Origin of the sequence: Pseudomonas marginalis, assembly GCF_900105325.1 — a bacterium.
GTDB classification, from domain to species: domain Bacteria; phylum Pseudomonadota; class Gammaproteobacteria; order Pseudomonadales; family Pseudomonadaceae; genus Aquipseudomonas; species Aquipseudomonas marginalis.
In genome coordinates this window covers 188,195-210,998 of record NZ_FNSU01000001.1, presented here as the reverse complement: position 1 = coordinate 210,998, position 22,804 = coordinate 188,195, and the positions used below count along the sequence as shown (strand labels likewise).

Sequence of the window (22,804 nt, the reverse complement as noted above, 5' to 3'; positions counted from 1 at the left end):
GAGACCAATGCTATGACGATCCCGACCGAAAATCCCCAGGCAACGGAAGTAGGCTCCGACGAGCCTGCTGTGGAAATTCTGATTTCGCACAAAAAGTTGCTGACCGCTACTGGAGGACCGTTTGAACTGAAACCCGAGTTGCGTCAACTGTGTGCGCTGACCAGCGATGGGATTCTGTATGTGTCTGCCCAACATCAAACGGATGCCTATGTCATGGCATTCGAGGATCAGTTGGAACACGAAAATCATCCTTTCAAAGTCAAGGTCTGCTCCATGAGCACGATCAAGGCTCTGTACCAAGCGAATGAGGATGTAAATGGTAAAACCCTGTCCACCGATACAAAACGCCAAGCCCAGGTAGTACAACTGCTGGGAGAGGCCCACCGGCGCAATGCGAGCGACGTTCATTTTGTCGTTGGCCACGACATCACTCGAGTTTTTTTTCGCATACACGGACTTTTGTGGGAGGCAGAGCAGCATCAGAGCCAGGTGGGCATGGAGCTCTGCTCATCCCTCTACAACAGCATGTGCGATGTAGCTAAGGACCACTATCAGCCGCAGGTGAGCCAGGACGCCAGGGTGAAACGAGCCTATGTCGAACAGCTTGGTCTGTTCGGCGCCCGGGTTGCCACCCGGCCGCTGGTTGACGGCCCCCTGATGGTTCTGCGTCTGCTGTACGACGACAAAACCAAAATGACATTTGAGGAGCTCGGTTTTCTTCCCCAGCAGATCGAGGCATTCAGCCGCATCCGAAGTTTGCCTTATGGGGTGAACCTGATTACTGGCCCCACAGGTTCCGGGAAGTCCAAGTCCCAACAAGTCAACCTCAACCTACTGCATGAAGAATGTGGTGGCACCAAACACATTTTGACCATGGAAGATCCGCCTGAATATCCAATCATGGCCAACCAGTCGCCACTGGGCCCTGGTGAAACCTGGAACGCAGGTATCACCAACACCATGCGGCTGGACCCCGACATTCTGATGTACGGGGAAATCCGGGATCTTGAATCAGCCCAAGCGGCGTTCCGTGGCGGAATGACCGGTCACTTGGTACTTTCGACGCTGCACACCAACAATGCCGTAGCCGGCCTGCAGCGTCTGATCGACATGGGGGTGGATCGCTACCTGGTCACTGACCCGGCCTTGATGACCAGCGTCGTGAATCAGTCTTTGCTGCCTGAGCTATGCCACCACTGCCGCATACCTGCATCTGCACATCTGGACCAGCTCAGCGCTGCGCTGACGCGGCGCTTGCACGACCTGCAGGCGATCGAGCTGATTTACCTGAAAGGCCCCGGGTGCCCACACTGCAAAGGTTTAGGCGTCGTTAGCCGCACCGCAGTTGCTGAAACACTCCTTACCGACCTCAAATTTATGCAGGTTTTCAATAAGCAAGGTGCAAGTGCAGCACGTCGCCACTGGGTCAAGGAAATGGGCGGCATCACCAAAACCGCCCACACCATCATGAAACTCAAGCAAGGCCTGGTAGATCCGCGCCACGCGGAAATGATGGTAGGCCCACTGGACTTTGATCGACAAACCTTGGAGCTCTCTCATGATGAGTGACGTCAGGGGGATGCTGAATCGTTGGGCAGAAGTCTTCTATGCCAAGCAGTTCGGCAAAAACGAGCGAATCCAATTCTACGAGAGCCTGATGGGCATCCTTGAGGATGGTGTGTCACTTGAGGACGCGCTGCACACGGTCGCCAGAGCTTTCAGCGATAACGGTCAGAAATTGCACCCCGTATCTCTAGCCTGCAGAGACATCGCGCAATCTGTAAAAGATGGGAAATCCCTTAGCATATCCTGCGAAGGCTGGGTTCCGTACGACGAGAACTCACTGATCGCCTCCGGTGAAGACACGGGCAACCTGGTGCAGGCTTGTCGTGACTGCGTGAGGATCATTGAAGTACGCCAACGGATCAGCAAACTCGTAGCCTCGGCCACCGTGTTCCCATCCGTTGTGTGGAGCGTCATGGCGGCGCTGCTGTATGTGATCGCCGCGTGGATGGTGCCCTCCATGACACGTCGGTCTAACCCCGAAGCTTGGACGGGTGTACCGGCGTTTCTCTACGCCCTATCGAATTTCGTGACCCACTACGGTCTGGTGACCTTGATCGCGGTCGTCGTCTTCATCTTCGTATCGATCATCACCCTGCCGGTGTTTTGCGGGCTTCAGATCACGGCCGCCAGCCCGTCATGGAAGCTGCAGTTGAACAAGTTGCTCCAGGTCTTGAGAGTCCGAGCAGAGCGCCTTCCCCCTTGGTCGGTCTACAAGGCACTTCACGGTTCCATCTTTTTGCTCAACATGGCCGTGATGTTGCGCTCCGGCATCAACCAGCTCGACGCACTCACCTCTCTTCAGCGCAATGCTTCTCCCTGGCTGAAGGAGCGGCTGACGGCCATTCATTACGGCGTCAGCGCCGGCAAAAACTTCGGTACTGCGCTGAAGCTTGCGGGTCATCAATTTCCAGACCCCATGGCCATGCACTTTCTGGAAGTACTTGCCATACGCAAAGGTTTCGCCGAGTCGATGGAACGGTTTTCCAACCGCTGGCTGGAGCAAACCCTCCAGCGAGTCGAGGCAATCGCCAAGTCTCTCATCGGAGTGTCCTCCATGGCCATGGGGGTCATGATGATTCTGGTGGTGATCGGGATCTTCCAGCTGGCCGGCACTGTGACTGAAACGCTTTAACCCAAACTCAAATGAGGTACTGAAAATGCCAAAAAATATTCGCCAAAACCAAAGAGGTTTCCTTTCCCTGGACGGAATGTTCTGGCTGATGCTGATTGCGGTGGCGCTCGGCTTCATCGTCTTTATGGGGTACAGAACGTTCGGCAGCTCGGACGTCACCATCGAACAGAGCAACCTCGGTACGTTGCTTAGCAATACCAAAAGACTGAAAAGTACTACGGGTTACGCCACTGCCGGCACCAACCTGGCGCCCTCCTTAATCAACCTCGAAGCTACCGGCGGCATGAGCATCAACGGCAATGCCCTGTCCAACCGCTGGAACGGTGCCGTGACCGTAGTGAGCAACGGCATGACCTTTACGATCACCGAATCCAACCTCCCGAAAAATGCCTGTATCACCCTCGCCTCAAATATGGCCAAGGACAAACAGACGACGACGGCAATCAACGGTGGTACTGCCATTGCTGGAGAAATCACTGCAGTGGCAGCGGCGACAAGTTGCTCATCGGACGCCAGTACCATTGCCTGGACTTCGTATTAAGGAGCCCTGTGTGAGCGTGATCTCCGATGCTGAATTCGTCGACCTGTACCTAGGCGAGGGGTTTGCCGATGCCAAAGGTCTTCCTGGGCACGCGCGAAGAGTTGAAGCACCAGTCGAATGGCTTGCGGACCTCGAGCGCTTGCGGCTGCAGTGTCAGGAAAAGCACGCTGCTACCCAGGATCCTGAATTCGCTTTGATTGAAGATGGCGTAGTCCTCCGCGTAACCCAACTACTGGATTTGAACGGTAAACCAGTATTTGTCCTGAGCAAGTCATCGGTTCAGATCCGACCATTGGACATGCTAGGCCTGCCAGATTATCTGCAGGATGCACTGATGAGCGACTCTGTACGCGGCCTGATCTTCATCTGCGGAGAAATGGGCACAGGAAAGACTTCAAGCGCGGCCTCCCTTGTAAAAGCTCGCCTTGAGGCCTGGGGTGGAATTTGCGTGGCTGTAGAGGATCCCCCAGAACCCTATCTGAATGGTCGACACGGTGAAGGGCGCTGTATTCAAGTTCCAGTTTCTCGCCGTATGGGAGGCTACGAAGAGGCGTTGATCTTGGCGCTGCGCACAAGAGCTGACTTGCTGTTTGTCGGGGAAATTCGCGACAGCTCGACTGCGGCTCAAGTCATCCAGGCATCAATAAATGGTCATCTCATTATTTGTACAGGCCATGCTGGCAGCGTCACTCAAGGCATTGAAAGAATCTCGGCCTTGGCCCAGCCCTTGCTGAATAACGCCCGAGAGTTGCTTTCCAAAGGACTAGTAGCGGTCATTCACCAGTCTCTGTCTATGGGGACTGATGGGAGCCGTCGACTTACGTTGCAGAGTCTGCTTTTCACTGACCCTGACGGACCGGGCATTCGAGAAAAAGTCCATGCAGGGAAGATCTCCTTACTCGAACAAGACATCGCTCACCAATCATCTAGGAGCCTCTGGAATGACCAGTAAAAACAAACAGCGGGGTTTCTTGAGCCTGGATATGGCAATCGGATTGATCGTGTTTTCCGTCGTCGTCACCTTGGCGACAATATGGCAAATCAGGCAAATGGACGGTCAGGATTACCGCATTGCCGCAGATCAACAGAGAACCATCTCTGAAGCAGTGGCAAAATACATGAAGGACAATTTCAATGCCTTATTGAACAACGCTACAGCGACCGTACCAGCGCAAATTACCGTTCCGATGCTGATCAACACCAGCTATCTTCCTGCAGGTTTTAGCTCCACCAATACCTTCGGACAGACCATTCTCGGCCTGGCCCGGAAGCCTAATCCCAACCAACTGGAGGTGATCGTCGTCACCACAGGTGGGCAAACAATCCCAGAAATGGGCATTCGTGTCATCGCTGAAAATCTAGGCGGACCTGGTGGTTTCATTTCTTCAACCAACCCTAACATCGTTCAGGGTGTACGCGGGGGATGGCAGGTAGCGCTAAGTAATTACTCGATCAACCCTGGTCCAGGTCATACCGCCAGCGCATTGTTCCTGATGGATGGCCAACTCGCCAATGACTACCTATATCGCAACGCGGTGCCGGGACATCCCGAGCTCAACACCATGAACACCGACATCAGTTTAGGCGGCCACAATATCAACAATGCGGCTGCAATTACGGCCACCGGCAATGTGACCACAGGCGCTGACGTCAATGCTCGAAATGTGACAGCGACGAACACTGTATCCGCAGCAACTGCGAACGTCACTGGCGAGACCTACACAGGGGGCTGGTTCAGAACTCGAGGTGATACTGGCTGGTACAGCGAGAAATGGGGTGGAGGCATCTACCAGTCCGATTCTGACTGGGTGCGTGTCTATAACAACAAAGGGCTCTCTACAGGTGGGACAGTTGCTGCTGGACAGGTCACCTCTACCGGCACCGTTAGTGCCAACGGCCGTCTCTCGACCAATGAATTTCTATCGATCGGTGGCCAGGCGACAGAGGGAGAAGCGTGCAATGACAGCAGGCTCATCGCAAAAAATGCGGCGGGAATCCCACTTTCGTGCCAATCCGGGGTGTGGACTATCACCGGGGCAAAATTCAAAAACTACATCTCCGGCTCCTGCCAAGGTTACGGCGGATGGAATCCAAACGTTTGTGCTATTGCTGACTCAACTTGGACTATATGTACTCTCTCTGGTGCTGCGGCCGTTGGTCAAGACGAGTCCGGTCAAGTGTATCGGGACGGAGCTGGGAACTGGTTTCTATACGCGGTGAGAGCCGATTGGGCTGGGGTATTTTATTGGCAGTGCCTAAAATAGTGTTTGCACAAATACCTTTGCGTTTTGTTTGTTGACATTCATTTATATACGGTGAGATCTGGTCGTAAAACCAATTTTCCTATGCTGCTGACAGGTACTTGCTTGATGGACCACCTTGAGAATGGCACTGAATATAATGATCATCATCTGCAAGCATGGCTAAATTCTAGAAGCCGGATTTGCTCAAGCGCATTATGGGCTCCGGCCCTTAAGGGCTTAGAAGCTTTCGAGGTAGGAGATCACACCTATCGCCTTACCCCATTAGGATCAGGACGATATAGAGTTATATGCGTAAAAACTTCTGATATTATTTCAGCAGCCCACAAAGTAAGAAAGACCACTACCTTTGCAGGTCGACGCCCTTTGACACTTACGGCAATAATTGTAACTACCTGCATTATATTATATTACTCTTTACTTTTAGCTCGGCAAATACGAGCTTAGCTTTCGAACTCTAAGGGCCTGACTACTGTCGTCAACCGACTATAGTTCGAAGCAGCAAAATTTGTTGTAGCCCGACCTCGTATTTTCCCAAGACGATCTGGTTGAGCTTCGGTGACAATTACGTCTGACACTCTTGAGGCTCAGTCATGTCGCTAAATTGGGCAGTTCTCACAATCCTGCTGATCGCTGTGGGTTTGTTCAATCAACAGCAAAAGCAATCCGAACAAATTACAGACTATGCGACCATCGACTCTCTGAGTCGCAATTTGCTCGTCTATAGATCCGCAGCAGCTGAGTATGCGAAGGCAAACGCCGGGTATACAGGGACGCCGGCTGATGAAGCACTCAACCTGCCAGCATGGTTTTCAAAACCTCCAGGGGTTATGACCTACATATCTGCGGGACAAAGCTATACCTACTTTGCGGGTACGGCACCTCCAGGATTACCTGCAGCTTTGGTGGAGCGGACCCAGTCGATCACAGTAGGAGTGAACCGAGCAGGAGTGTTGATTTCGCCCAGGTCGGGACAAACAGACATCATTCTCCCCAACGTCATTCCTGAAGGCGCAGCCGTGGCAGTCAACTGACTTGATTAGCGTCTTTGTATCCGGTGCGAGGTTGCATATACCTCGGGCTCTCAACATAATGAACGCGACAAAGTTTCCACCCCGCTGGCTACTGGCGGTCATCAGTAGCGCCCGGTGATGCGGCTTGCCTCATTACCAACCCCAAAGCACGCATAGCTCCGGGAAGGGCGTGCGGACCTGGTTCAAGGCTCTCCCTGTGTCTCCCTGTTCAAGCCAGACACGCAGCCGTCTAACTCGTGAATTGCGAGTTCATAGGCACATAGAGCTTTGTCGAGGTTCGAAGCACCGTAGTCTAAGGGCCACACTGGTGTTGTGGCCCATTCTTTTTAAAGCTCACACAATGGGTAGCCTGATCATCTTGCAAAGGATGATCAGGCTACCCATTGGTAGCTGCTTTTCCCTGCCGGTGGCCCGCCGGCGAAACGCAGGGCTCCTTTTGTGCGCGGATGCGTGCCTTATGTTTGCTGGCCTCAACCACGATAATCGGCCAGGTGTAGAAAGTGAGACGTTCAGATCACAGCCCAGGGATCGATGACGCCTTAATCTCTCACAGGTGGTATTTTTTTCTGAAAGACGTTTCTTACTACAACCGAGGGTGACTGTTGACCCAGCTGCTCTCGGTAGCTTCTCCCGCTGAGTTAAACCTGTTTTTGCCCTCCCCGTAATTCCCCTCCCGCTTGACACATCACTATCTCCCTTCGATGATACAAACGTGCTTTGCTGACGTCGTCAGCATCATGCCCAGGCAGTTAGGATCTTGAAGACTGCGACACGATACATGTGTCTGATCCGCCCAAGACCGCTGAGCTTCTGGAAGCGCGGTCGGTCGACAACCGTCGATAGAAGCACCTTATGCAACTCACCTCGCGGGGAATCACTTCCCCGACAGGGTCAGTGCTTTCTCCGCATTCAACCTGCAGGAGAATCACTATGTCCAAACTTGCTTATGGCTTCGGTTTTGCGCTTGGCACCCTCACTCGACAGTTTCTGTATGCGGTGAAGAAAACCAGCTCTGCGCCTACAGCTATCCACCCCAAAGCAGTTCCGCTGCTGCCACCACCCTGCGTACCCGATCGCCTGGTGCGTGAAATGGATCACCTGCCAGCATTAGCTCGTAAAGGTGTTGATCTGAACCATTGGTACGCGGCAAATACACGAGTGGTCGAAAAACCCGCTCGCCGGTCTCGTAAGAAACCCATTGCGCGATCACTGACATCTGCAACTTGCTAAGCCGCTTATCCTCTCCCTGTAGGAAGCCTTCCCGTTGGGAAGGCTTCATTGGAGTTTTTACGGGAGGGGCTTGACAAGCGGCATTCGTATTTCCATGATCTGCACATGTATCGCTGACGTTGTCAGCAACATGCCCAAGTAGTCTGGATCCGAGAGACTACGATGCGGTTTACCGCATTGATCCATTCCCAAGATCGCCATAGCTTCCGGCAGCGCGGTCAGTCGACTAAGTCGATGGAAGCACCTTCCCCCACCCATGACGGGCCTACCCCGTCAGGGCAGGCCTCTCAATTTTTTGGAGGTCTGATGAAAACCGAACTGGCTCTCTACCAAGCGCTGATCTCGATCAACGTATCGGAACAGAAAGCTAATGCTGTCATTGAGGCTTTGGAGACCGACATGCTCACGCTACTCGCCACTAAAGCTGATATCACTGCTATTCGTGCTGAAATCGCTCAGCTCGAAGTAAGACTCACCATTCGCATGGGTGTCATGTTGTCAGCCACCACTGGTGTGCTGATTGCTGCCATGAAACTCTTGCACTAAGCAAACTCCTTAGCTCTACCACCCTCGCGGGGAATACTTTCCCCCAAGGGCGAAGTGTTTCTCCGCTTTCTGTTATTTCGAAATTGGAGAATCATCATGAGCACTACTCAAACCAACGAAGCCAAATTCTTCGACCTTCACACCACTGGTATCGGTTACCTCAACCGTATCCGTGAAGTGAAACCTCGCGGCAAAGGTAAGCCATTCATGGCTGTCACCGTTGCGGCGCTGCGCGGTTCTACAGATGAAGCCGAGTACTCCTACATCGACTGCAACATTGTCGGCGCCGAAGCTGAAAAGCTGATTCGTCGCAGCCAAGCGGCCGTTGAAGCAGGAAAGAAGGTCCTTGTGAGCTTCCGTATCGGCGATATCTGGACCGATGCTTTTACCTATGAGAAAGGCGATAAAAAGGGTCAACCTGGAGCAAGCCTCAAAGGACGACTTTTGTTTATCGGCTGGATCAAGGTAGACGGGCAAACCGTTTATGAAGCCAAGCCTCGTGAAGTTGAAACAGTTGCTGAACAAGGCGAAGCGCAATCTGAAGCACCACTCGAAAGCGAAGAAGCAATCGAGCCAGTTGCGGAGGAACAACCGGAGCCAACGCCTGCTAAACGGCAGCGTAAGGCATCTTGATTCACTCTGTTGCAAGGCACCCTTCGGGTGCCTTTCATCATCCGAAGGGAACACCGCCCTTCTGGGTACGGTGATTCTCATACATTGGAGACTCACCATGATGAACACGTTATTTACACAAGCTCTTGACATACGCGTTGCTTATGCAAAAGCAGTGATCTTTGAAAATAAGATTGATCAGATTATCTATGTGATCGAGGCTCATATCCTAGGCGCCGACGCATACCGCGCCGGCCTGCCCAACGTACCCGAGTTGTTCAAGACCGTTCCCTCGCTCAATCGAGCTTGGGATAAGGGAGTACACGCGGCCATTAATGGCAGAGTTTGTTCACGCTTGACTGAAGAAGAAGGGTTCCTGATAGCAGAAGAAGCGCAGCTACTCGCGCTTGGGCCTGACGAGGAGTGTCGAATGCTGCCTGACGGCAGTTCAGATCAAGTCTTGTTGGACGTGAGACTTGACCGAAATGAATCGTCACCCGGCGTTTTCTCCCTCGACTTCCGAGTCCAAGAGATACACATTTCTTGCCCATGTGACGACGAGTACTGACAGGATACAAAGCCTAAATCACCGTCTTAATACCCTATACACATCCAACGGGAAACCACCTCCCGTATGGGCCAGGTGGTTTTCACACCTGGAGTCGACCATGAAAAAACTTTCTCACCTAGTATCGCCTGATTTGCTCAAGCTACCGGTCGTGTTGACCCCTAGGGCCTGGCAAGAAGCGGTACATATTGAAAACCAACAGGATGCCTCTGTTATCAGTCAGCGACTGGGCGATGTTGTGCTGGAGGCCTACCGAGAGCTGCATTTGCAACCTGACAGCGACCTGATCCATTTCGGCCTCTATCGCCTGCTGCCTGACGGCAACAGCTCAGATCGAGTCTGGTTGGACTTGAAACTTGACCGAATTGAATCGCCACCTGGCGTTTTCTACCTCTATATCTCACTCAAAGAAGAAATGCACACTTCTTGCCCATAACCGCTTCGGCATTCACAGCACTCCCCCAAGCCCGACATTTGTCGGGCTTTTTTCATTCATAGCAGTGTGGAGCTGCACATGATCAACATCCCAGGCCAACTGGCCATCCGTACCATCAGCGGCCGTAACGGCGACTTCAACGTAGGACGACTTTCAACTTCAATCGGTGAGTTCGTCATCAAAGACGCGCTCCTCGATCAGTACAATGAGGGTAAATACCGAGGCGATTTCCTGATCACAGAAATTCGCCCTTCGTACTACTCGACATCGGGTCGGCTAGTCGTCGAGATTCGTGCAAAACTCGAAAGCATGAGCTTGGACGATGTGGATAAGTTGACAGCGGAAGACGCTGCCACGCTCTCTGCGAGTGAGCCCGACCCCATTGATGAAGAGACCTCTTCAGCGCCGCCAAGGCCTCTCCAACAACGTAAAAAGCTGGCGTCGCCCAAGGGAGCAAACGGCGCTGCCGAACCATCTGCAGCAGAGAATGCCCCCTTTGGGATGCCTCTGCCGAACATGACCAGCAGCGCAGAACAAGATGCCGACCTGTTCGGCACAATCTGGCCTCTGGGCGATACCGTCAAGCTTGACACCACCGTTGATCGTCACCGCTTACGTCAGCAATGCACTCGCTTGGGCGAGCTCGGCTACGTGCTGGATTTCAAACTACAAGTCTGGACGATCTCCAATTTCTGATTGTTCCAACACCCACCCTTGAGGGGCTCCCTCATGGGCGCTCCTTCGCATTTACGGAGCATTACATGAACCCAATTTTCAGCAACCTGACCGCTGCAGTTCTGAACAATATCGACGATCAACTTGCCAACAACGAAGTATCGAAGGATGAGGAACTGTGGGATTTTTTCATAGAAGAGCTCGACATGACGGCCGAACAAGCCGATGCCGCCGTGGCACTTCGCCCCAAATACCTGGGGCAAATTTTCCTAACAGGCCATAGCCCTCTGTTTCGAAACGATACGGTTTCGTTTGATCCAAACGACAAAAAGCTCAAATCAGACGACCCGCTGCTTCCTGAGTAACAACACTAACTGCTAACACCCCAGAGGGGCTCACCGCCCCTCGGGGCGGGTTCCCCTCCACGATGGAGGTTCACATGCCCAGCCCTACCCCGCTCTTCCCAATAGAGGAGTGCAATGACCTATTTGTCGATGCTTGCGCGTGCGATGAACAACGCAACCTAGTGTTTCTCTCTGCATGGGGCCGCGACACGGCGCTGCAGGAGTTCCTGGCCAGGCTGACCCTCGGCGCTGCCGAGGATGGTCTGACCCAGTTTCACATTGTCGTAGATGATCGAAGTCTTCCGGTCTTTCCCAACATCGATCTGTTGGAAAAACGCACCACGCGACAACTGCGCGGGACGTTATTCGGCAGCTTGATTCACCTCTGGTTGTTCGACCGACGCTGCGTGCAGCCGGATCGGGCGAACCACTTCGCCTACGCCCTTCTTGAGAACGGGCAGTCACCTGTTCAAAGGCTTTGGCCGCTGATCCAGGAAACCTGTCCATTACCACTGCTGCCGCATTGGCAAAAGCCGGTGATGGACTTACTCACTCAACACGACATGTTGCAGCTCCTGCCCGGATCGTCAGGCGGAGTTGCGGCATGGCGTTTGTCGTTGCAACTCGACGTACTCGAACCTGCCTTGGGCGATCTCATTCGCCAAGGGCAACTCTCAACCTATGCTCAGTTTTGAGCGTTGATCCAGGAGCCTCACTATGGCCTTGATGTTCCCACGCTTGGCGCGCAACTTCGCTCGCAATGGCTACTACCCTACAGACGAAACCACGCTGGAACTCACCCTTCAAGCGTTGGCACCATCTTCAACTGGCAAGATGCGGATCTTCGATCCTTGTGCAGGCGAAGGTGTTGCCCTTGCTGAAACTGCTCACGTCCTCGGCCGTGACCGCGTCGAAACCTACGCAGTCGAGTACGACCAGGAACGTGCCAACCACTGCAAGACACTGCTGGATCGCGTGCTGCATAGCGATCTAATGGACACTATGATCAGCCGCCAGGCCTTTGGCTTGCTGTGGCTCAACCCGCCCTACGGTGACCTGGTCGCTGACCATGCAGGTGCCTCACAATACCAAGGTAAAGGCCGTCGACGCCTGGAGAAGATGTTCTATCAACGAACACTTCCTTTGCTGCAGTACGGTGGGGTCCTGGTGCTCATTGTTCCGCACTACGTGCTAGACGACGAGCTGTGCAGTTGGCTTTGCAATCACTTCACTGAACTGCGGATCTATAACGCCGCTGATCCAACATTCAAGCAGGTGGTGATCTTCGGTATTCGTATTCGACGCCAGGATCTAGCTCGACCACAAGAGGTCAAATACGTACGCGCACGCCTTCAGGCGATCGGCGCCGGCACATTGAGTGCGGAAGCGTTACCAATCAGTTGGACGTGGGAGCCCTACAGGGTCCTCCCAGCATCCACTGACCTGGAACACTTCTACCGTATCAGCCTTGAACCCGAACAGCTCAGCGAAGAGGTCAAAAGACTTCGTGGCATGTGGCCGGACTTCACACTGCACTTTGGGCAAAGCGGCGCACAGCCAAGACCGCCCGTAAGGAAACTTTCGCGTTGGCACTTAGCTTTGGCCTTGGCTGCCGGCGCGATTTCCGGCGTGGTGACATCCAAAACCGGTCGCGTATTGGCACTCAAGGGCGACACCTACAAAGATAAGGTCCGCAAGACCGAGTTCACTGAAGACCAGGACGGCAACGTCTCAGAGGTGAGGATCCTGACAGATCGTTTCGTGCCCATTATTCGGGCATGGGATATGACGCCAGACTCTACAAACCTCGGAAAGGTCATCACCATCAGCTCATCGGCGGATCCACAGCCTGAGCCTGACGAACCAGTAGCAGCGCCTGCCCCTAATAACCAACCAAAGGTCATATTTGATCCTGGCCGCGTGTTACTTACCCAATCAGTGCAACACCTCATGGAGCACGGATACCTCGACCCTACCCTTTACCTCCGGCGACATTTCTCCGGCGACTGGGGTGAACTGCCCGACGAAGACAGGAACAGCAACCAACGCGCCCTGACCACCAGGGAGCGGTTGTTCTCCAGCTACAACGTAGACGTCGGCGATGAAACACGGTTGTGGATCATCACCGAAGCTGACCGGAGTGCTACTACCGTGTTGCTGCCATCGGACTACTGACCTATCACGTCAAGCTGACCACTCATCAACCAACCCGCAGGGTATTCACCATACCCGTCGGGGTGTCGTGCATGCCCTGTTTCATTCCTATTGGAGAAACAATCATGAACGACATGTCCCAAGTCCCTGTAGCAGCCTTGGCCATCGGCCTGACCGAATTCATCTACGAGTTCGGTGATGAGTTGCTGGAATCTCTAAACCGCTCTAACCCACCGGTTTATGCCGGCAACGCCAACGAAGCTCGTCATCGGGTGATGAACGCACTGAAACGCCAACCTTTCCCAGCGCAAGCTGAGGTAGTTCAGGCCGTTGCCGCTCTACTGCTGGACCGCAATGAAGAGGCAGCCGTTATCAATGCAGAAATGGGCACTGGTAAAACCATGATGGCCATTGCTGTAGCGGCCGTCATGCACGGCGCCGGCTACCGCCGCACCATGGTCGTTTCGCCTCCTCACCTAGTCTACAAATGGCGGCGAGAGATCCTCGAAACCATCCCAGACGCACGCGTTTGGGTACTCAACGGACCCGATACCCTGGCCAAGCTGCTCAAGCTGCGTGAGCAACAGGGAGATCCATACGATGGGCGGCAAGAGTTCTTCATTCTCGGACGCGTGCGTATGCGCATGGGGTTTCACTGGCGGTCGGTATGTTGGCCACGTCGCGCCCGCGGCGGACACAACCTTGCAGGATGCCCAGACTGCGGACGTCTTTTGGAGGATCCAGAAGGCAACCTGAGTACCATAGAAGAGTTTTACCGAGAGGAACGCCGTCGAAGCTGCCCTCATTGCCAAGGCCCGCTCTGGACGTTAACGCGCCCAGGAAAAGCTGAGAACGGAACTCGTCACGCGACCATCCTAAAATCGATGTGTCGGATTCCGACCATCGGACCAGTACGTGCGGAAAGATTGCTGAATGACTTCGGGGAAGACTTCCTCGCCTCGATGCTGGTCGACAACGTCAGCGAATTCATCAACCTAATGGACGCACAGGGCAACTTTATCTTCAGCGACCGCCAGGCCAAGCGCATGGAGCGAGCTATGGCCAACATTGAGTTCGGCTTTGGCGAAGGCGGTTACCAACCCACGGAGTTCATCAAACGCGTGCGACGTGAAGTCGCCTGAGTAATTGTTCCAACGGGGGCAACCCCGACGAGGAACCTGATGTTCCGTCATCAGTAGCCTACCGGCACATGCAGGACTGGTAACAGATCTGTGTGAAGCTGCCGGGACAATGTAGCTGGGCCTTCGGGCCGCGCCAATGCCGCGAGGCAAAGCGTTACCTGCGAGCATCAATGCGGGTACGGCGCTAGGCTGGGTGGTATGACCAACGCAAGTGAACTGCTGATAAACACCGTTATGAACAACAAGCCAAAGATGCTGACAGGCTTGAACCAAAAGGTATGCGGTCGGCTGCCCTTTATTCGTTTTGGGGGCACACGGACATCATGACCGCCGGTGGAAAGGCAGGGTCTAACCCATCTCGTTACTCAAGCGAAACACGGTAAGCCCGTATCTCTGCCCTTCGGGGCAGGCAGACCGTAAGGAATGCTGTTGGAGGTGCGGGTAGAGGAATGTGGAGAAAGCGAATGCTGTCCTGTAATCGGGCGGATAGGGGTTGAGCCGCAAGGCGACATCACCCCACGCGAAAGCGGGCAGACTTCCACTTGGTCTTTCTCTACGAGAGAGTTTGTCTAACCTTCTTTAAGAGGGAATTGCAGATGACTACGCAAGAAATTTCTTGCGCGGGTGCGCCCTCACACGAATCGGTCAACTGGCACAGCATCGACTGGGCCAGGTGTCACCGTGAAGTGCGAAGGCTCCAAGCGCGTATCGTAAAGGCGACTCGGGAAGGGAAACACGGCAAGGTGAAAGCCTTGCAGTGGATTCTGACCCACTCGTTCAGCGGCAAAGCATTGGCCGTCAGACGAGTCACCGAGAACCAAGGCAAGAAGACGCCGGATGTGGATGGCATCACGTGGTCCACCCCGGAAGCCAAGTCTCAAGCCATGTTGTCAATCAAGCGGCGCGGGTATCGTCCCCAACCGCTGAAGCGTGTCTATATTCCCAAAGCCAATGGGAAGATGCGGCCGCTGGGTATTCCGACCATGAAGGACAGGGCGATGCAGGCGTTATACCTGCTGGCTCTCGAACCCGTGGCCGAGACCACAGCGGACGGACGCTCGTTTGGGTTCCGACCGGAAAGGTCCACGGCGGACGCCATCGAACAGTGCTTCACGGCGCTGTCCAAGAAGGTGGCACCGCGGTGGGTTCTCGAAGGCGACATCAAGGGCTGCTTCGACAACATCAGCCATGACTGGCTCATGGGTCATGTACCGACGGATCGCGAGATCCTGAAGAAGTGGCTCAAGGCTGGATACATGGAAGATCGGCAACTTTTTCCAACCGAAGCCGGTACCCCGCCAGGGGGCATCATCTCGCCAACCCTGGCGAATCTCGTCCTCGACGGACTGGAAGCCAAACTGGATGCTGCGTTCGGAAGAAAGCGGTACGCCAACGGTGTACAGACCCGTTTGATGGTCAACTATGTGCGGTATGCGGACGACTTCATTGTGACGGGACGCTCGAAAGAGCTACTGGAGCAGGAGGTCATGCCGATCATCGAGGACTTCATGCAGGAACGGGGGCTCACGCTCTCACCCGAGAAGACCAAGATCACGCACATCGATGAGGGCTTCGACTTCCTCGGACAAAACGTGCGCAAGTACAACGGCAAGTTGTTGATCAAGCCGTCGAAAGCGAACGTGGCGACCTTCTTGGATAAAGTACGCTCTGCGGTCAAAGGTAATAAGGCACTGGATCAGCCTCGGCTGATTCGGATGCTCAACCCAATGATCCAAGGCTGGGCGAATTATCATCAGCACGTCGTCTCGAAAGAGACGTTCGCTCGTGTCGATCATGAGATTTGGCGTGTGTTGTGGCAGTGGGCAGTTCGTCGGCATCCGCAGAAAAGTAGCGTCTGGGTCAAGCAGCGCTACTTCCACTCTGTAGGCTCCCGTAACTGGGTGTTTGCGGCGGAGACGGGTGAAAGGTTCCCTGATGGGAGTCCCATCCTGTCGTCATTGCGGAAGGCAACGGATACACCCATTCGGCGACATCGGCCAATCAAGTTGGAAGCCAATCCATTCGACCCGATGTGGGAGACGTACTTTGAGGAGCGTGTAAGCCTCAAGATGCAGAACTCGCTGAGGGGCAGGAAGAAGCTCACTGACCTCTGGTTGGAACAGGATCGTCGTTGTCCGATCTGCCAGCAATTGATCACGCAGGAGACGGGGTGGCATGTCCACCACATCACTCGGCGGGTCGATGGCGGAAAGGACGGGAGCACCAACCTTGTGATGGTGCATCCGAACTGCCATAACCAGATTCACGTCAAGGGTCTCAAGGTGGTGAAGCCGGTTCGCGCAAGCGGGCTTTGAAAGGCTTGAGCCGTATGAGGGGAAACTCTCACGTACGGTTCTTAGGGGGGGATGGGCCAGCAATGGCCTGTCCCTACCCGACTACCTACCTGATGGATATTTTGACCTGCTGGTTGTAGACGAAGGGCATGAGTACAAGAACAGCGGTTCAGCCCAGGGCCAAGCCATGGGGGTACTGGCAGCGAAGACACGTAAGACCGTGCTGCTGACAGGCACCCTTATGGGCGGCTATGCCGACGACTTGTTCTATCTACTATTCCGCATCCTCACTCGTCGGATGATCGAGGATGGTTACCGACCAAACGCACGCGGCAGCATGGCACCCGCGGCCATGTCTTTCATGCGCGACCATGGTGTATTGAAGGATATTTACACCGAGCGAGACAACGTGTCTCACAAAACAGCCAAGGGAAAAAAGCTCTCGGTACGTTCGGTAAAAGCCCCAGGGTTTGGACCTAAAGGTATTCATCGTTTCGTGCTGCCGTTCACAGTCTTTCTGAAGCTCAAAGACATAGGCGGGAACATCCTGCCCGACTACCAAGAGGAGTTTATCGACATAACCATGTCTGCAGAACAGGCTGAGGCCTATCAGCAGTTGGCTGGAAAACTGACCCAAGAACTTCGCCAGGCATTGGCTCGCCGAGACACTACCCTTCTGGGAGTCGTGCTCAACGTGCTGCTGGCTTGGCCTGACTGCTGTTTCCGACCGGAAGTTGTAAAACACCCTCGTTCCAAAGATACATTGGCATTTGTTTCTTCGATCTTTGGAGCTGAGGAACTCATGCCAAAAGAACGGGCACTGCTAGATCTGTGCCTTTCGGAGAAATCCAAAAACCGTAAAGTTTTGGCTTACTCTGTGTACACCGGAACGCGGGACACCACTAGCAGGCTGAAGAGTTTGTTGGAACAGGCTGGATTAAAGGTTGCAGTTCTTCGCGCCTCGGTCGAAACGGCCAGGCGCGAGGACTGGATCCTCGACCAAGTTGATCGCGGCGTCGACGTGCTGATCACTAATCCGGAGCTGGTAAAGACCGGCCTAGACCTGCTCGACTTCCCAACCATTGCGTTTCTACAGACAGGATACAACGTCTACACCCTGCAACAGGCAGCTCGACGCTCGTGGCGAATCGGGCAAAAAATGCCGGTGCGGGTGGTTTTTTTTGGCTACGCCGGTAGCTCCCAGGTTACCTGCCTGCAACTTATGGCCAAGAAGATCGCTGTGTCACAGAGTACGTCGGGAGACGTTCCAGAGTCTGGTCTCGATTCGTTAAACCAGGATGGGGATTCGGTAGAGATGGCGCTTGCTAGACAATTGATTGCTGTATGACCTCAAGGCCACCTCCGGGTGGCCTTTTTTTCTCAAGGTGATCATTGGTAGTGAACCAGCATTCGGTCGGATCAAATTGACGTGGCATTGCGCAAGCAGTTAACTGTCTATCCATACAGTTATTCATCAGGCCAGTTTTATGAGCGCAACCCTCATTGGTCCCATTGCCAGCGGTGGTGAATTATTGCCGCTGTACTCCTGCCAAGTTTCTGCAGGCCTCCCATCGCCGGCAGGGGACCACCTTGAAAAGCTAATATCGCTGAACGAGCTTTTTGAAATCCGCGCACCGCATGTCTACTTGGCCAAGATCCTGGGCGACAGTATGCAAGGTGCCGGCATTTTCAGCGGTGACTTGGTAATCGTTGATCGAGGTAAAACGGCGCGTCATGGCGATATCGTTATTGCAGCACTTAATACCGAGTCCGTTTGCAAGCGCCTTTACATGCGTGATGACCTGGTGGTGTTGATGGCCGAAAATCCAAAATTCCAACCCAGGTACGTGATGGAAGGGGACGAGCTGGTGATATGGGGTGTGGTCAGTTACAGCGTGCGCGACCATGAGCATTCATCATGAGCGCCCCCCAATCCAGCCTTGCCGGTTTTCGCGCTCGCGGACTGCAACAGTTTCTATGCCAGCTGCGAACGTGTTTTTCGGCCAGATCTTGCCAGAACGCCCATCGTGGTGTTGAGCAACAACGATGGTTACGTCATTGCGCGCAGCTACGACGCCAAGCCCTTCGTTAAAATGGGTGCGCTCTATTTTCAAATCAAGGACACGCTGAGGCGCCACGGAATTGTCGCCTTCAGCAGCAATTACGCGTTGTCAGCTATCAGAACGCGTAATGACCCTAATAGAATCAATGGTTTGTGACAGTGAAGTGTATTCATTGACGAAATTTTCTGTGACCTCACCAGCATGCCCGACAACCTCACGGAATTTGGGCGAAAGATCCGTGCCAAAGTCTTAAAACACACCGGTATCCCGGTTGGTGTGGGCATTGCCCACACCAAAACCCTGGCCAAACTGGCTAACCACACCGCAAAACGCCTTCAGGCACAGACGGATGGAGTCGTGGATCTGTCCGATCCTTTTAAGCGCGATCGGGTGCTGCGCAACACGGCTGTCGAAGAGGTATGGGGCATAGGTCGACGCATGGTGGCGCACAGGCAGGCCCTGGGCATACACACGGCCATGGACCTGGCCAAGGCAGATCCCTTCTTGCTCGGCCGCAAATTCAGCGTTGTCCTGGAGAAAACCGTGCGCGAGCTGGCCGGCACATCGTGCCTGGCCCTGGAAGAAGCGGCGCCGGCTAAGCTGGAGATCTGCTGCAGCAAAATGTTCGGCGTGCGTCTGGAGAAGATCGAGCCGATCAAAGAGGCGGTGGCCACATACACGCAGCGTGCGTCGGAAAAGCTAAGAGCCCAGCATTACCAGGGTTGATTCCGCAGTATTACGTTTCACGCTTGGCGGGGGAGCATGTGAAGGTTGTACTGGGTGGGCAAGGTGGTGACGAACTGTTCGTGGAGTATGCCCGCTACATGGCTGCCTACTTGGAAAAGTGCCTTTCCGGGGCAATCAACGAAACGGCCGACCAGCATCGCTACGCGGTTTCGCTGGAGTCGATCATTCCCAATCTGTCACTGCTCAAGACCTACCAACCGATGCTGCAGGGGTTATGGCGCGAAGGCTTGTTTGCGCCTGCTGACCAGCGTTATTTCCGGCTGATAGATCGTAGCGAAGGCATGTCCCACTTGTTTAATCCAGACTCATTCGACAAGGGCTACTCGCCGTTTGAGTCGTATCAGAAAATTTTCAATCGCGAAGGCTTGCACTCCCTGGTCAACCAGATGACTTACTTCGACCTTAAAGGCTCCTTGCCAGCGTTGCTGCACGTGGAAGACCGCACCAGCATGGCGGCATCCATCGAGTCGCGCGTGCCGCTGCTAGATCACCGTATCGTTGAGTTAATGGCGACCATTCCACCTAAAATCAAGTTTAGCGGTGGGCGCATGAAGCACTTGTTCAAGGAGTCTGTGCGTAGCGCGGTGCCACAGAGCATTTTTGATCGCAAGGACAAAATGGGCTTCCCTACACCGCTGACACAGTGGACCAAAGGCGTTGCCCGCGATTTCGTGCGTGAAACGCTACTCTCCGACCGCGCTCGGCAGCGTGGGCGGTACAACTCACAGTCCGTCGAGAAGGCGCTGAATAACGATAGCGAGTTTGGAAGGGTTGTCTGGGGTCTGTTGTGCCTGGAGCTTTGGCATCGAAACTTCATTGATGGAGATATGTAACCCAGTGGTATCTGAAATCATGGGGCAGGCTCCACGGGTTCTGATGCTCTGTAACGACAGGCAGATCGACCGGAGGATACTTCTGCAGGCCGACAGCCTGGAGGAGGACGGATGGCACGTCACGATTCTGGCCATGCCGCCGGATGGGCATACCGACGCCGATGACCGGCGTGTGCTGCGTATAGGTGTTCAGACCGAGTCCCATGCCCGCCAGGAAAATCGCGTGCTTGGGGCCTACCGCATCATGCGTCGTTATCTGCCAATGAACGGCAGCCTGATGCGTGCCCTGAAGTCACTGGCGTGGCGGTTCCTGGTCGATCATGAGCGTTTCTACCTGAATCTTTTTCTTGCTGACGGACGTCGGCACACGGCGCAAGTGGTGGACGCCCACGATCTACCCATGCTTGCCGTTGGGCGCATGTTGGCCGAGGAGCTAGATGCTCACCTTGTTTATGACAGCCATGAGCTCTACAGCGAGCAGGAGTTTTCCCGTGGGCAACGCGTCAGTTGGGCGCAGGTTGAACGTCGACATATTCATGCGTGCAAACGCGTAATTACCGTCAACCCTTCAATTGCCCGTGAGCTTGAAACGCGTTATAGGTTGGCTGATGTGGCGGTCATCCACAACGCTGAGCGCATCACGGTACAAGGCGGTCGCTCCTGGTATTTGCACCAACACTTTGGCATCCCTCGCGAGCATCGCGTGCTGCTGTTTCAGGGAGGTTTTTCCGCCGGGCGCAACTTGCTTGAACTGGTTGAAGCGATGGCGTTACTGCCTCAAAACGGGGTTCATCTGGTGTTCCTTGGGGATGGTCAACTTGCCGGGGCAATGCAACGTCTGATTGAGCGCAAGGGAGTGACATCTCGAGTGCATATTCATCCAGCAGTTGCCCAGTCACGCCTGCTTGAGGTGACCGTCGCTGCGGACGCGGGGATCATCCCCTACCAGGCAATCTGTTTGAACAACTGCTACTGCACGCCCAACAAATTGTTTGAGTTCATCGCTGCCGGACTGCCAGTGCTTGCCAGTGACTTGCCTGAGCTGCGACGCCTGGTAGCGGGGAATCAGATTGGTAGCGTTGGTGATCTTGCGACGCCGAGGGCAATGGCTGACATGATCGAAGCTTTTTTTGCCGACGAGCAACGGCTTCAGAGCTGGCGTGAGCGACTCGCGGTAGTTCGCCTGGAACTCAGCTGGCAACAGGAAGGCGAGCGGCTCAAGCAACTTTACAGGGCGTTCAAATGAAAGTTGCAGTTGTTTATCAGTACTATCAGGGCCACTCATCTCCAGGACATTCACTGGTATACGAGCTTACCCAGCACTTGGCTGCCGAGGGCCACAGGGTGACCGTGGTTTCCGGCCAGACCGGCTACATGCAGCGCGATCACCCTGTACTTCCTTGGTACCGGCGGCTGATTCTCCGGGAAAAGGAGGGCGCAGTTAATGTCATTCGTACCTAACTTACAGCGAGCTGCATCGCAGTTACCTGGGGCGATTAATCAGCTTTCTGTCGTTTTCCATTACCGCTCCTGTCGGCCTTTTGTGCGCCGAAAAGCCGGATGTCGTATTAGCGTCGTCTCCGCCTATCTTCCCAATGCTCCCAGTATGGATAATCTGCAAGCTGCGCGGTATTCCTTTGGTATTCGAGGTACGAGACCTCTGGCCGGAGTCTGCCGTGCAGATGGGCATCCTGCGCAACCGTGCGCTGATTCGTGTGATGTCGTGGATGGAGCGGTTGCTCTATGACAAGGCAGTACGCATCGTCACGTTGACTCGGGGTATTCGGGATGACATCCACGGACGCGGTTGGCCTGCGGACAAGTTAGAGGTCATTACCTGCGGTATTGACACGCAGATGCTATATTCAGACGCTGAGGCTAGCGTTGAGATTCGCCGTGACTTTGGTTGGGAAGGACGCAATACTATCTTGTACTTCGGTGCCATGGGCGAAGCCAACAATCTGGATGTTGTCATTGATGCAGCTATGCATTGCCAAGATGAAAATACCCTGTTTTTGTTGATAGGCGATGGCATGAAACGGGCTTCTCTCGAGCAACGAGTCGCTGAGTTGAAGATCAATAATGTACAACTGCTGGCTCCCGTGTCCAAGAGCCAAGCTCGCAGGTTCATTAACGCAGCGGACATATGCCTGGTGACGTTGCAGGATATTCCCCTGTTCAAGGGTGCTATTCCTACGAAACTACTGGATTACATGGCCTGTGGTAGACCTGTCTTGTGCGGTATAGGGGGTGAAGCTGCGGAGATCGTTGATGATGCTCAAGCCGGGTTTGTGTTCCAACCGAACAGCAGTGAGCAGCTATCTCTCATCATTACAGAGTTGATGGGCAGTGAGGCTATGCGAAGCAAAATGGGACTCAACGGGGCGGAGTATATAAAAGCTAACTTTGGTGCGTTGCAAGGCAGAGCGGCTATGACTGCGTTATTGGAAAAGGTGGTGTCGTGCTAGCTTGGTGCTTTAATAGATAGCTATAGCTCTATGCTTTTGTAGCTGCTTAAAGTTCAATCCCGATACCGGCTTGAAGTTAACTCGATAGCAATTCAAATACCTAGTTGTAACTGGGGTCCGAATAGATTTGCTTAAGTTTATACAGATTCTTTATGAGA

21 protein-coding genes and 3 pseudogenes are annotated in these 22,804 nt (G+C 54.1%); all 24 read left to right on the top strand.

The genetic code is table 11. The annotated features are described in order from the left end of the window. Window positions 1–12: 12 nt before the first annotated feature. Window positions 13–1,569: a GspE/PulE family protein gene (locus BLW22_RS01085; protein WP_074843806.1), complete on the top strand. Its 1,557-nt coding sequence runs from the start codon at window positions 13–15 to the stop codon at window positions 1,567–1,569. Continuing rightward, complete coding sequence (locus tag BLW22_RS01080; RefSeq protein ID WP_074843804.1) at window positions 1,559–2,698, top strand: type II secretion system F family protein; 1,140 nt, start codon at window positions 1,559–1,561, stop codon at window positions 2,696–2,698. Before BLW22_RS01085 ends, BLW22_RS01080 begins: the two co-directional genes overlap by 11 nt. A gap of 25 nt (window positions 2,699–2,723) precedes the next feature. After that, on the top strand, window positions 2,724–3,239 hold the full coding sequence (locus BLW22_RS01075) for a type 4 pilus major pilin (RefSeq protein WP_174562721.1): 516 nt from the start codon (window positions 2,724–2,726) through the stop codon (window positions 3,237–3,239). A 10-nt stretch (window positions 3,240–3,249) separates the two neighbouring features. Further along, on the top strand, window positions 3,250–4,191 hold the full coding sequence (locus tag BLW22_RS01070; protein WP_074843799.1) for an ATPase, T2SS/T4P/T4SS family: 942 nt from the start codon (window positions 3,250–3,252) through the stop codon (window positions 4,189–4,191). Next, a complete protein-coding gene (gene pilV / locus BLW22_RS01065) occupies window positions 4,181–5,503 on the top strand; it encodes a shufflon system plasmid conjugative transfer pilus tip adhesin PilV (RefSeq protein ID WP_074843797.1) in 1,323 nt (440 codons plus the stop codon). Before BLW22_RS01070 ends, pilV begins: the two co-directional genes overlap by 11 nt. 590 nt (window positions 5,504–6,093) lie before the next feature. Next, window positions 6,094–6,534, top strand: a complete 441-nt coding sequence (gene pilM / locus BLW22_RS01060; RefSeq protein ID WP_074843795.1) for a type IV pilus biogenesis protein PilM — start codon at window positions 6,094–6,096, stop codon at window positions 6,532–6,534. A 930-nt stretch (window positions 6,535–7,464) separates the two neighbouring features. Next, window positions 7,465–7,764, top strand: a complete 300-nt coding sequence (locus BLW22_RS01055; RefSeq protein WP_074843793.1) for a hypothetical protein — start codon at window positions 7,465–7,467, stop codon at window positions 7,762–7,764. A gap of 306 nt (window positions 7,765–8,070) precedes the next feature. Beyond that, window positions 8,071–8,310, top strand: coding sequence for a hypothetical protein (locus BLW22_RS01050; RefSeq protein ID WP_033897295.1), 240 nt, complete (start codon window positions 8,071–8,073; stop codon window positions 8,308–8,310). A gap of 96 nt (window positions 8,311–8,406) precedes the next feature. Continuing rightward, entirely contained in the window at window positions 8,407–8,943 is a 537-nt protein-coding gene (locus tag BLW22_RS01045; RefSeq protein ID WP_074843790.1) for an STY4534 family ICE replication protein, read from the top strand. A 97-nt stretch (window positions 8,944–9,040) separates the two neighbouring features. Further along, the gene (locus tag BLW22_RS01040) at window positions 9,041–9,490 is read left to right on the top strand and encodes a hypothetical protein (RefSeq protein WP_074843788.1); all 450 of its coding nucleotides are present in this window, start codon (window positions 9,041–9,043) and stop codon (window positions 9,488–9,490) included. Between the two features lie 100 nt (window positions 9,491–9,590). After that, complete coding sequence (locus BLW22_RS01035; RefSeq protein WP_033902860.1) at window positions 9,591–9,926, top strand: hypothetical protein; 336 nt, start codon at window positions 9,591–9,593, stop codon at window positions 9,924–9,926. 78 nt (window positions 9,927–10,004) lie between these two features. Beyond that, on the top strand, window positions 10,005–10,622 hold the full coding sequence (locus BLW22_RS01030) for a DUF3275 family protein (protein WP_074843786.1): 618 nt from the start codon (window positions 10,005–10,007) through the stop codon (window positions 10,620–10,622). A 65-nt stretch (window positions 10,623–10,687) separates the two neighbouring features. Beyond that, a complete protein-coding gene (locus tag BLW22_RS01025) occupies window positions 10,688–10,966 on the top strand; it encodes a hypothetical protein (protein ID WP_074843784.1) in 279 nt (92 codons plus the stop codon). Window positions 10,967–11,040: 74 nt separating this feature from the next. Then, entirely contained in the window at window positions 11,041–11,640 is a 600-nt protein-coding gene (locus BLW22_RS01020; RefSeq protein ID WP_074843782.1) for a hypothetical protein, read from the top strand. Between the two features lie 22 nt (window positions 11,641–11,662). After that, on the top strand, window positions 11,663–13,120 hold the full coding sequence (locus tag BLW22_RS01015) for a DUF6094 domain-containing protein (RefSeq protein WP_074843780.1): 1,458 nt from the start codon (window positions 11,663–11,665) through the stop codon (window positions 13,118–13,120). 104 nt (window positions 13,121–13,224) lie between these two features. Then, window positions 13,225–14,220: pseudogene (locus BLW22_RS01010) on the top strand (DEAD/DEAH box helicase family protein); the annotation flags it as partial. Between the two features lie 617 nt (window positions 14,221–14,837). Then, window positions 14,838–16,556, top strand: a complete 1,719-nt coding sequence (ltrA, locus tag BLW22_RS01005; RefSeq protein ID WP_074843776.1) for a group II intron reverse transcriptase/maturase — start codon at window positions 14,838–14,840, stop codon at window positions 16,554–16,556. An 82-nt stretch (window positions 16,557–16,638) separates the two neighbouring features. Beyond that, a pseudogene (locus tag BLW22_RS01000) lies at window positions 16,639–17,883 on the top strand (helicase-related protein); the annotation flags it as partial. A gap of 139 nt (window positions 17,884–18,022) precedes the next feature. Then, a complete protein-coding gene (locus BLW22_RS00995; protein ID WP_074843774.1) occupies window positions 18,023–18,457 on the top strand; it encodes a LexA family protein in 435 nt (144 codons plus the stop codon). Window positions 18,458–18,475: 18 nt separating this feature from the next. Beyond that, window positions 18,476–19,324: pseudogene (locus tag BLW22_RS35170) on the top strand (Y-family DNA polymerase). Window positions 19,325–19,362: 38 nt separating this feature from the next. Then, entirely contained in the window at window positions 19,363–20,178 is an 816-nt protein-coding gene (locus tag BLW22_RS00980; protein WP_235865549.1) for an asparagine synthase-related protein, read from the top strand. A gap of 4 nt (window positions 20,179–20,182) precedes the next feature. After that, window positions 20,183–21,424, top strand: a complete 1,242-nt coding sequence (locus BLW22_RS00975; protein WP_159440229.1) for a glycosyltransferase family 4 protein — start codon at window positions 20,183–20,185, stop codon at window positions 21,422–21,424. Further along, window positions 21,421–21,639 carry a glycosyltransferase family 4 protein gene (locus BLW22_RS34205; protein WP_143045087.1) on the top strand — a complete coding sequence of 73 codons (219 nt, stop codon included), beginning with the start codon at window positions 21,421–21,423 and terminating at the stop codon, window positions 21,637–21,639. Before BLW22_RS00975 ends, BLW22_RS34205 begins: the two co-directional genes overlap by 4 nt. Before the next feature lie 80 nt (window positions 21,640–21,719). Beyond that, entirely contained in the window at window positions 21,720–22,646 is a 927-nt protein-coding gene (locus BLW22_RS00970; RefSeq protein ID WP_074843765.1) for a glycosyltransferase family 4 protein, read from the top strand. Window positions 22,647–22,804 lie beyond the last annotated feature (158 nt).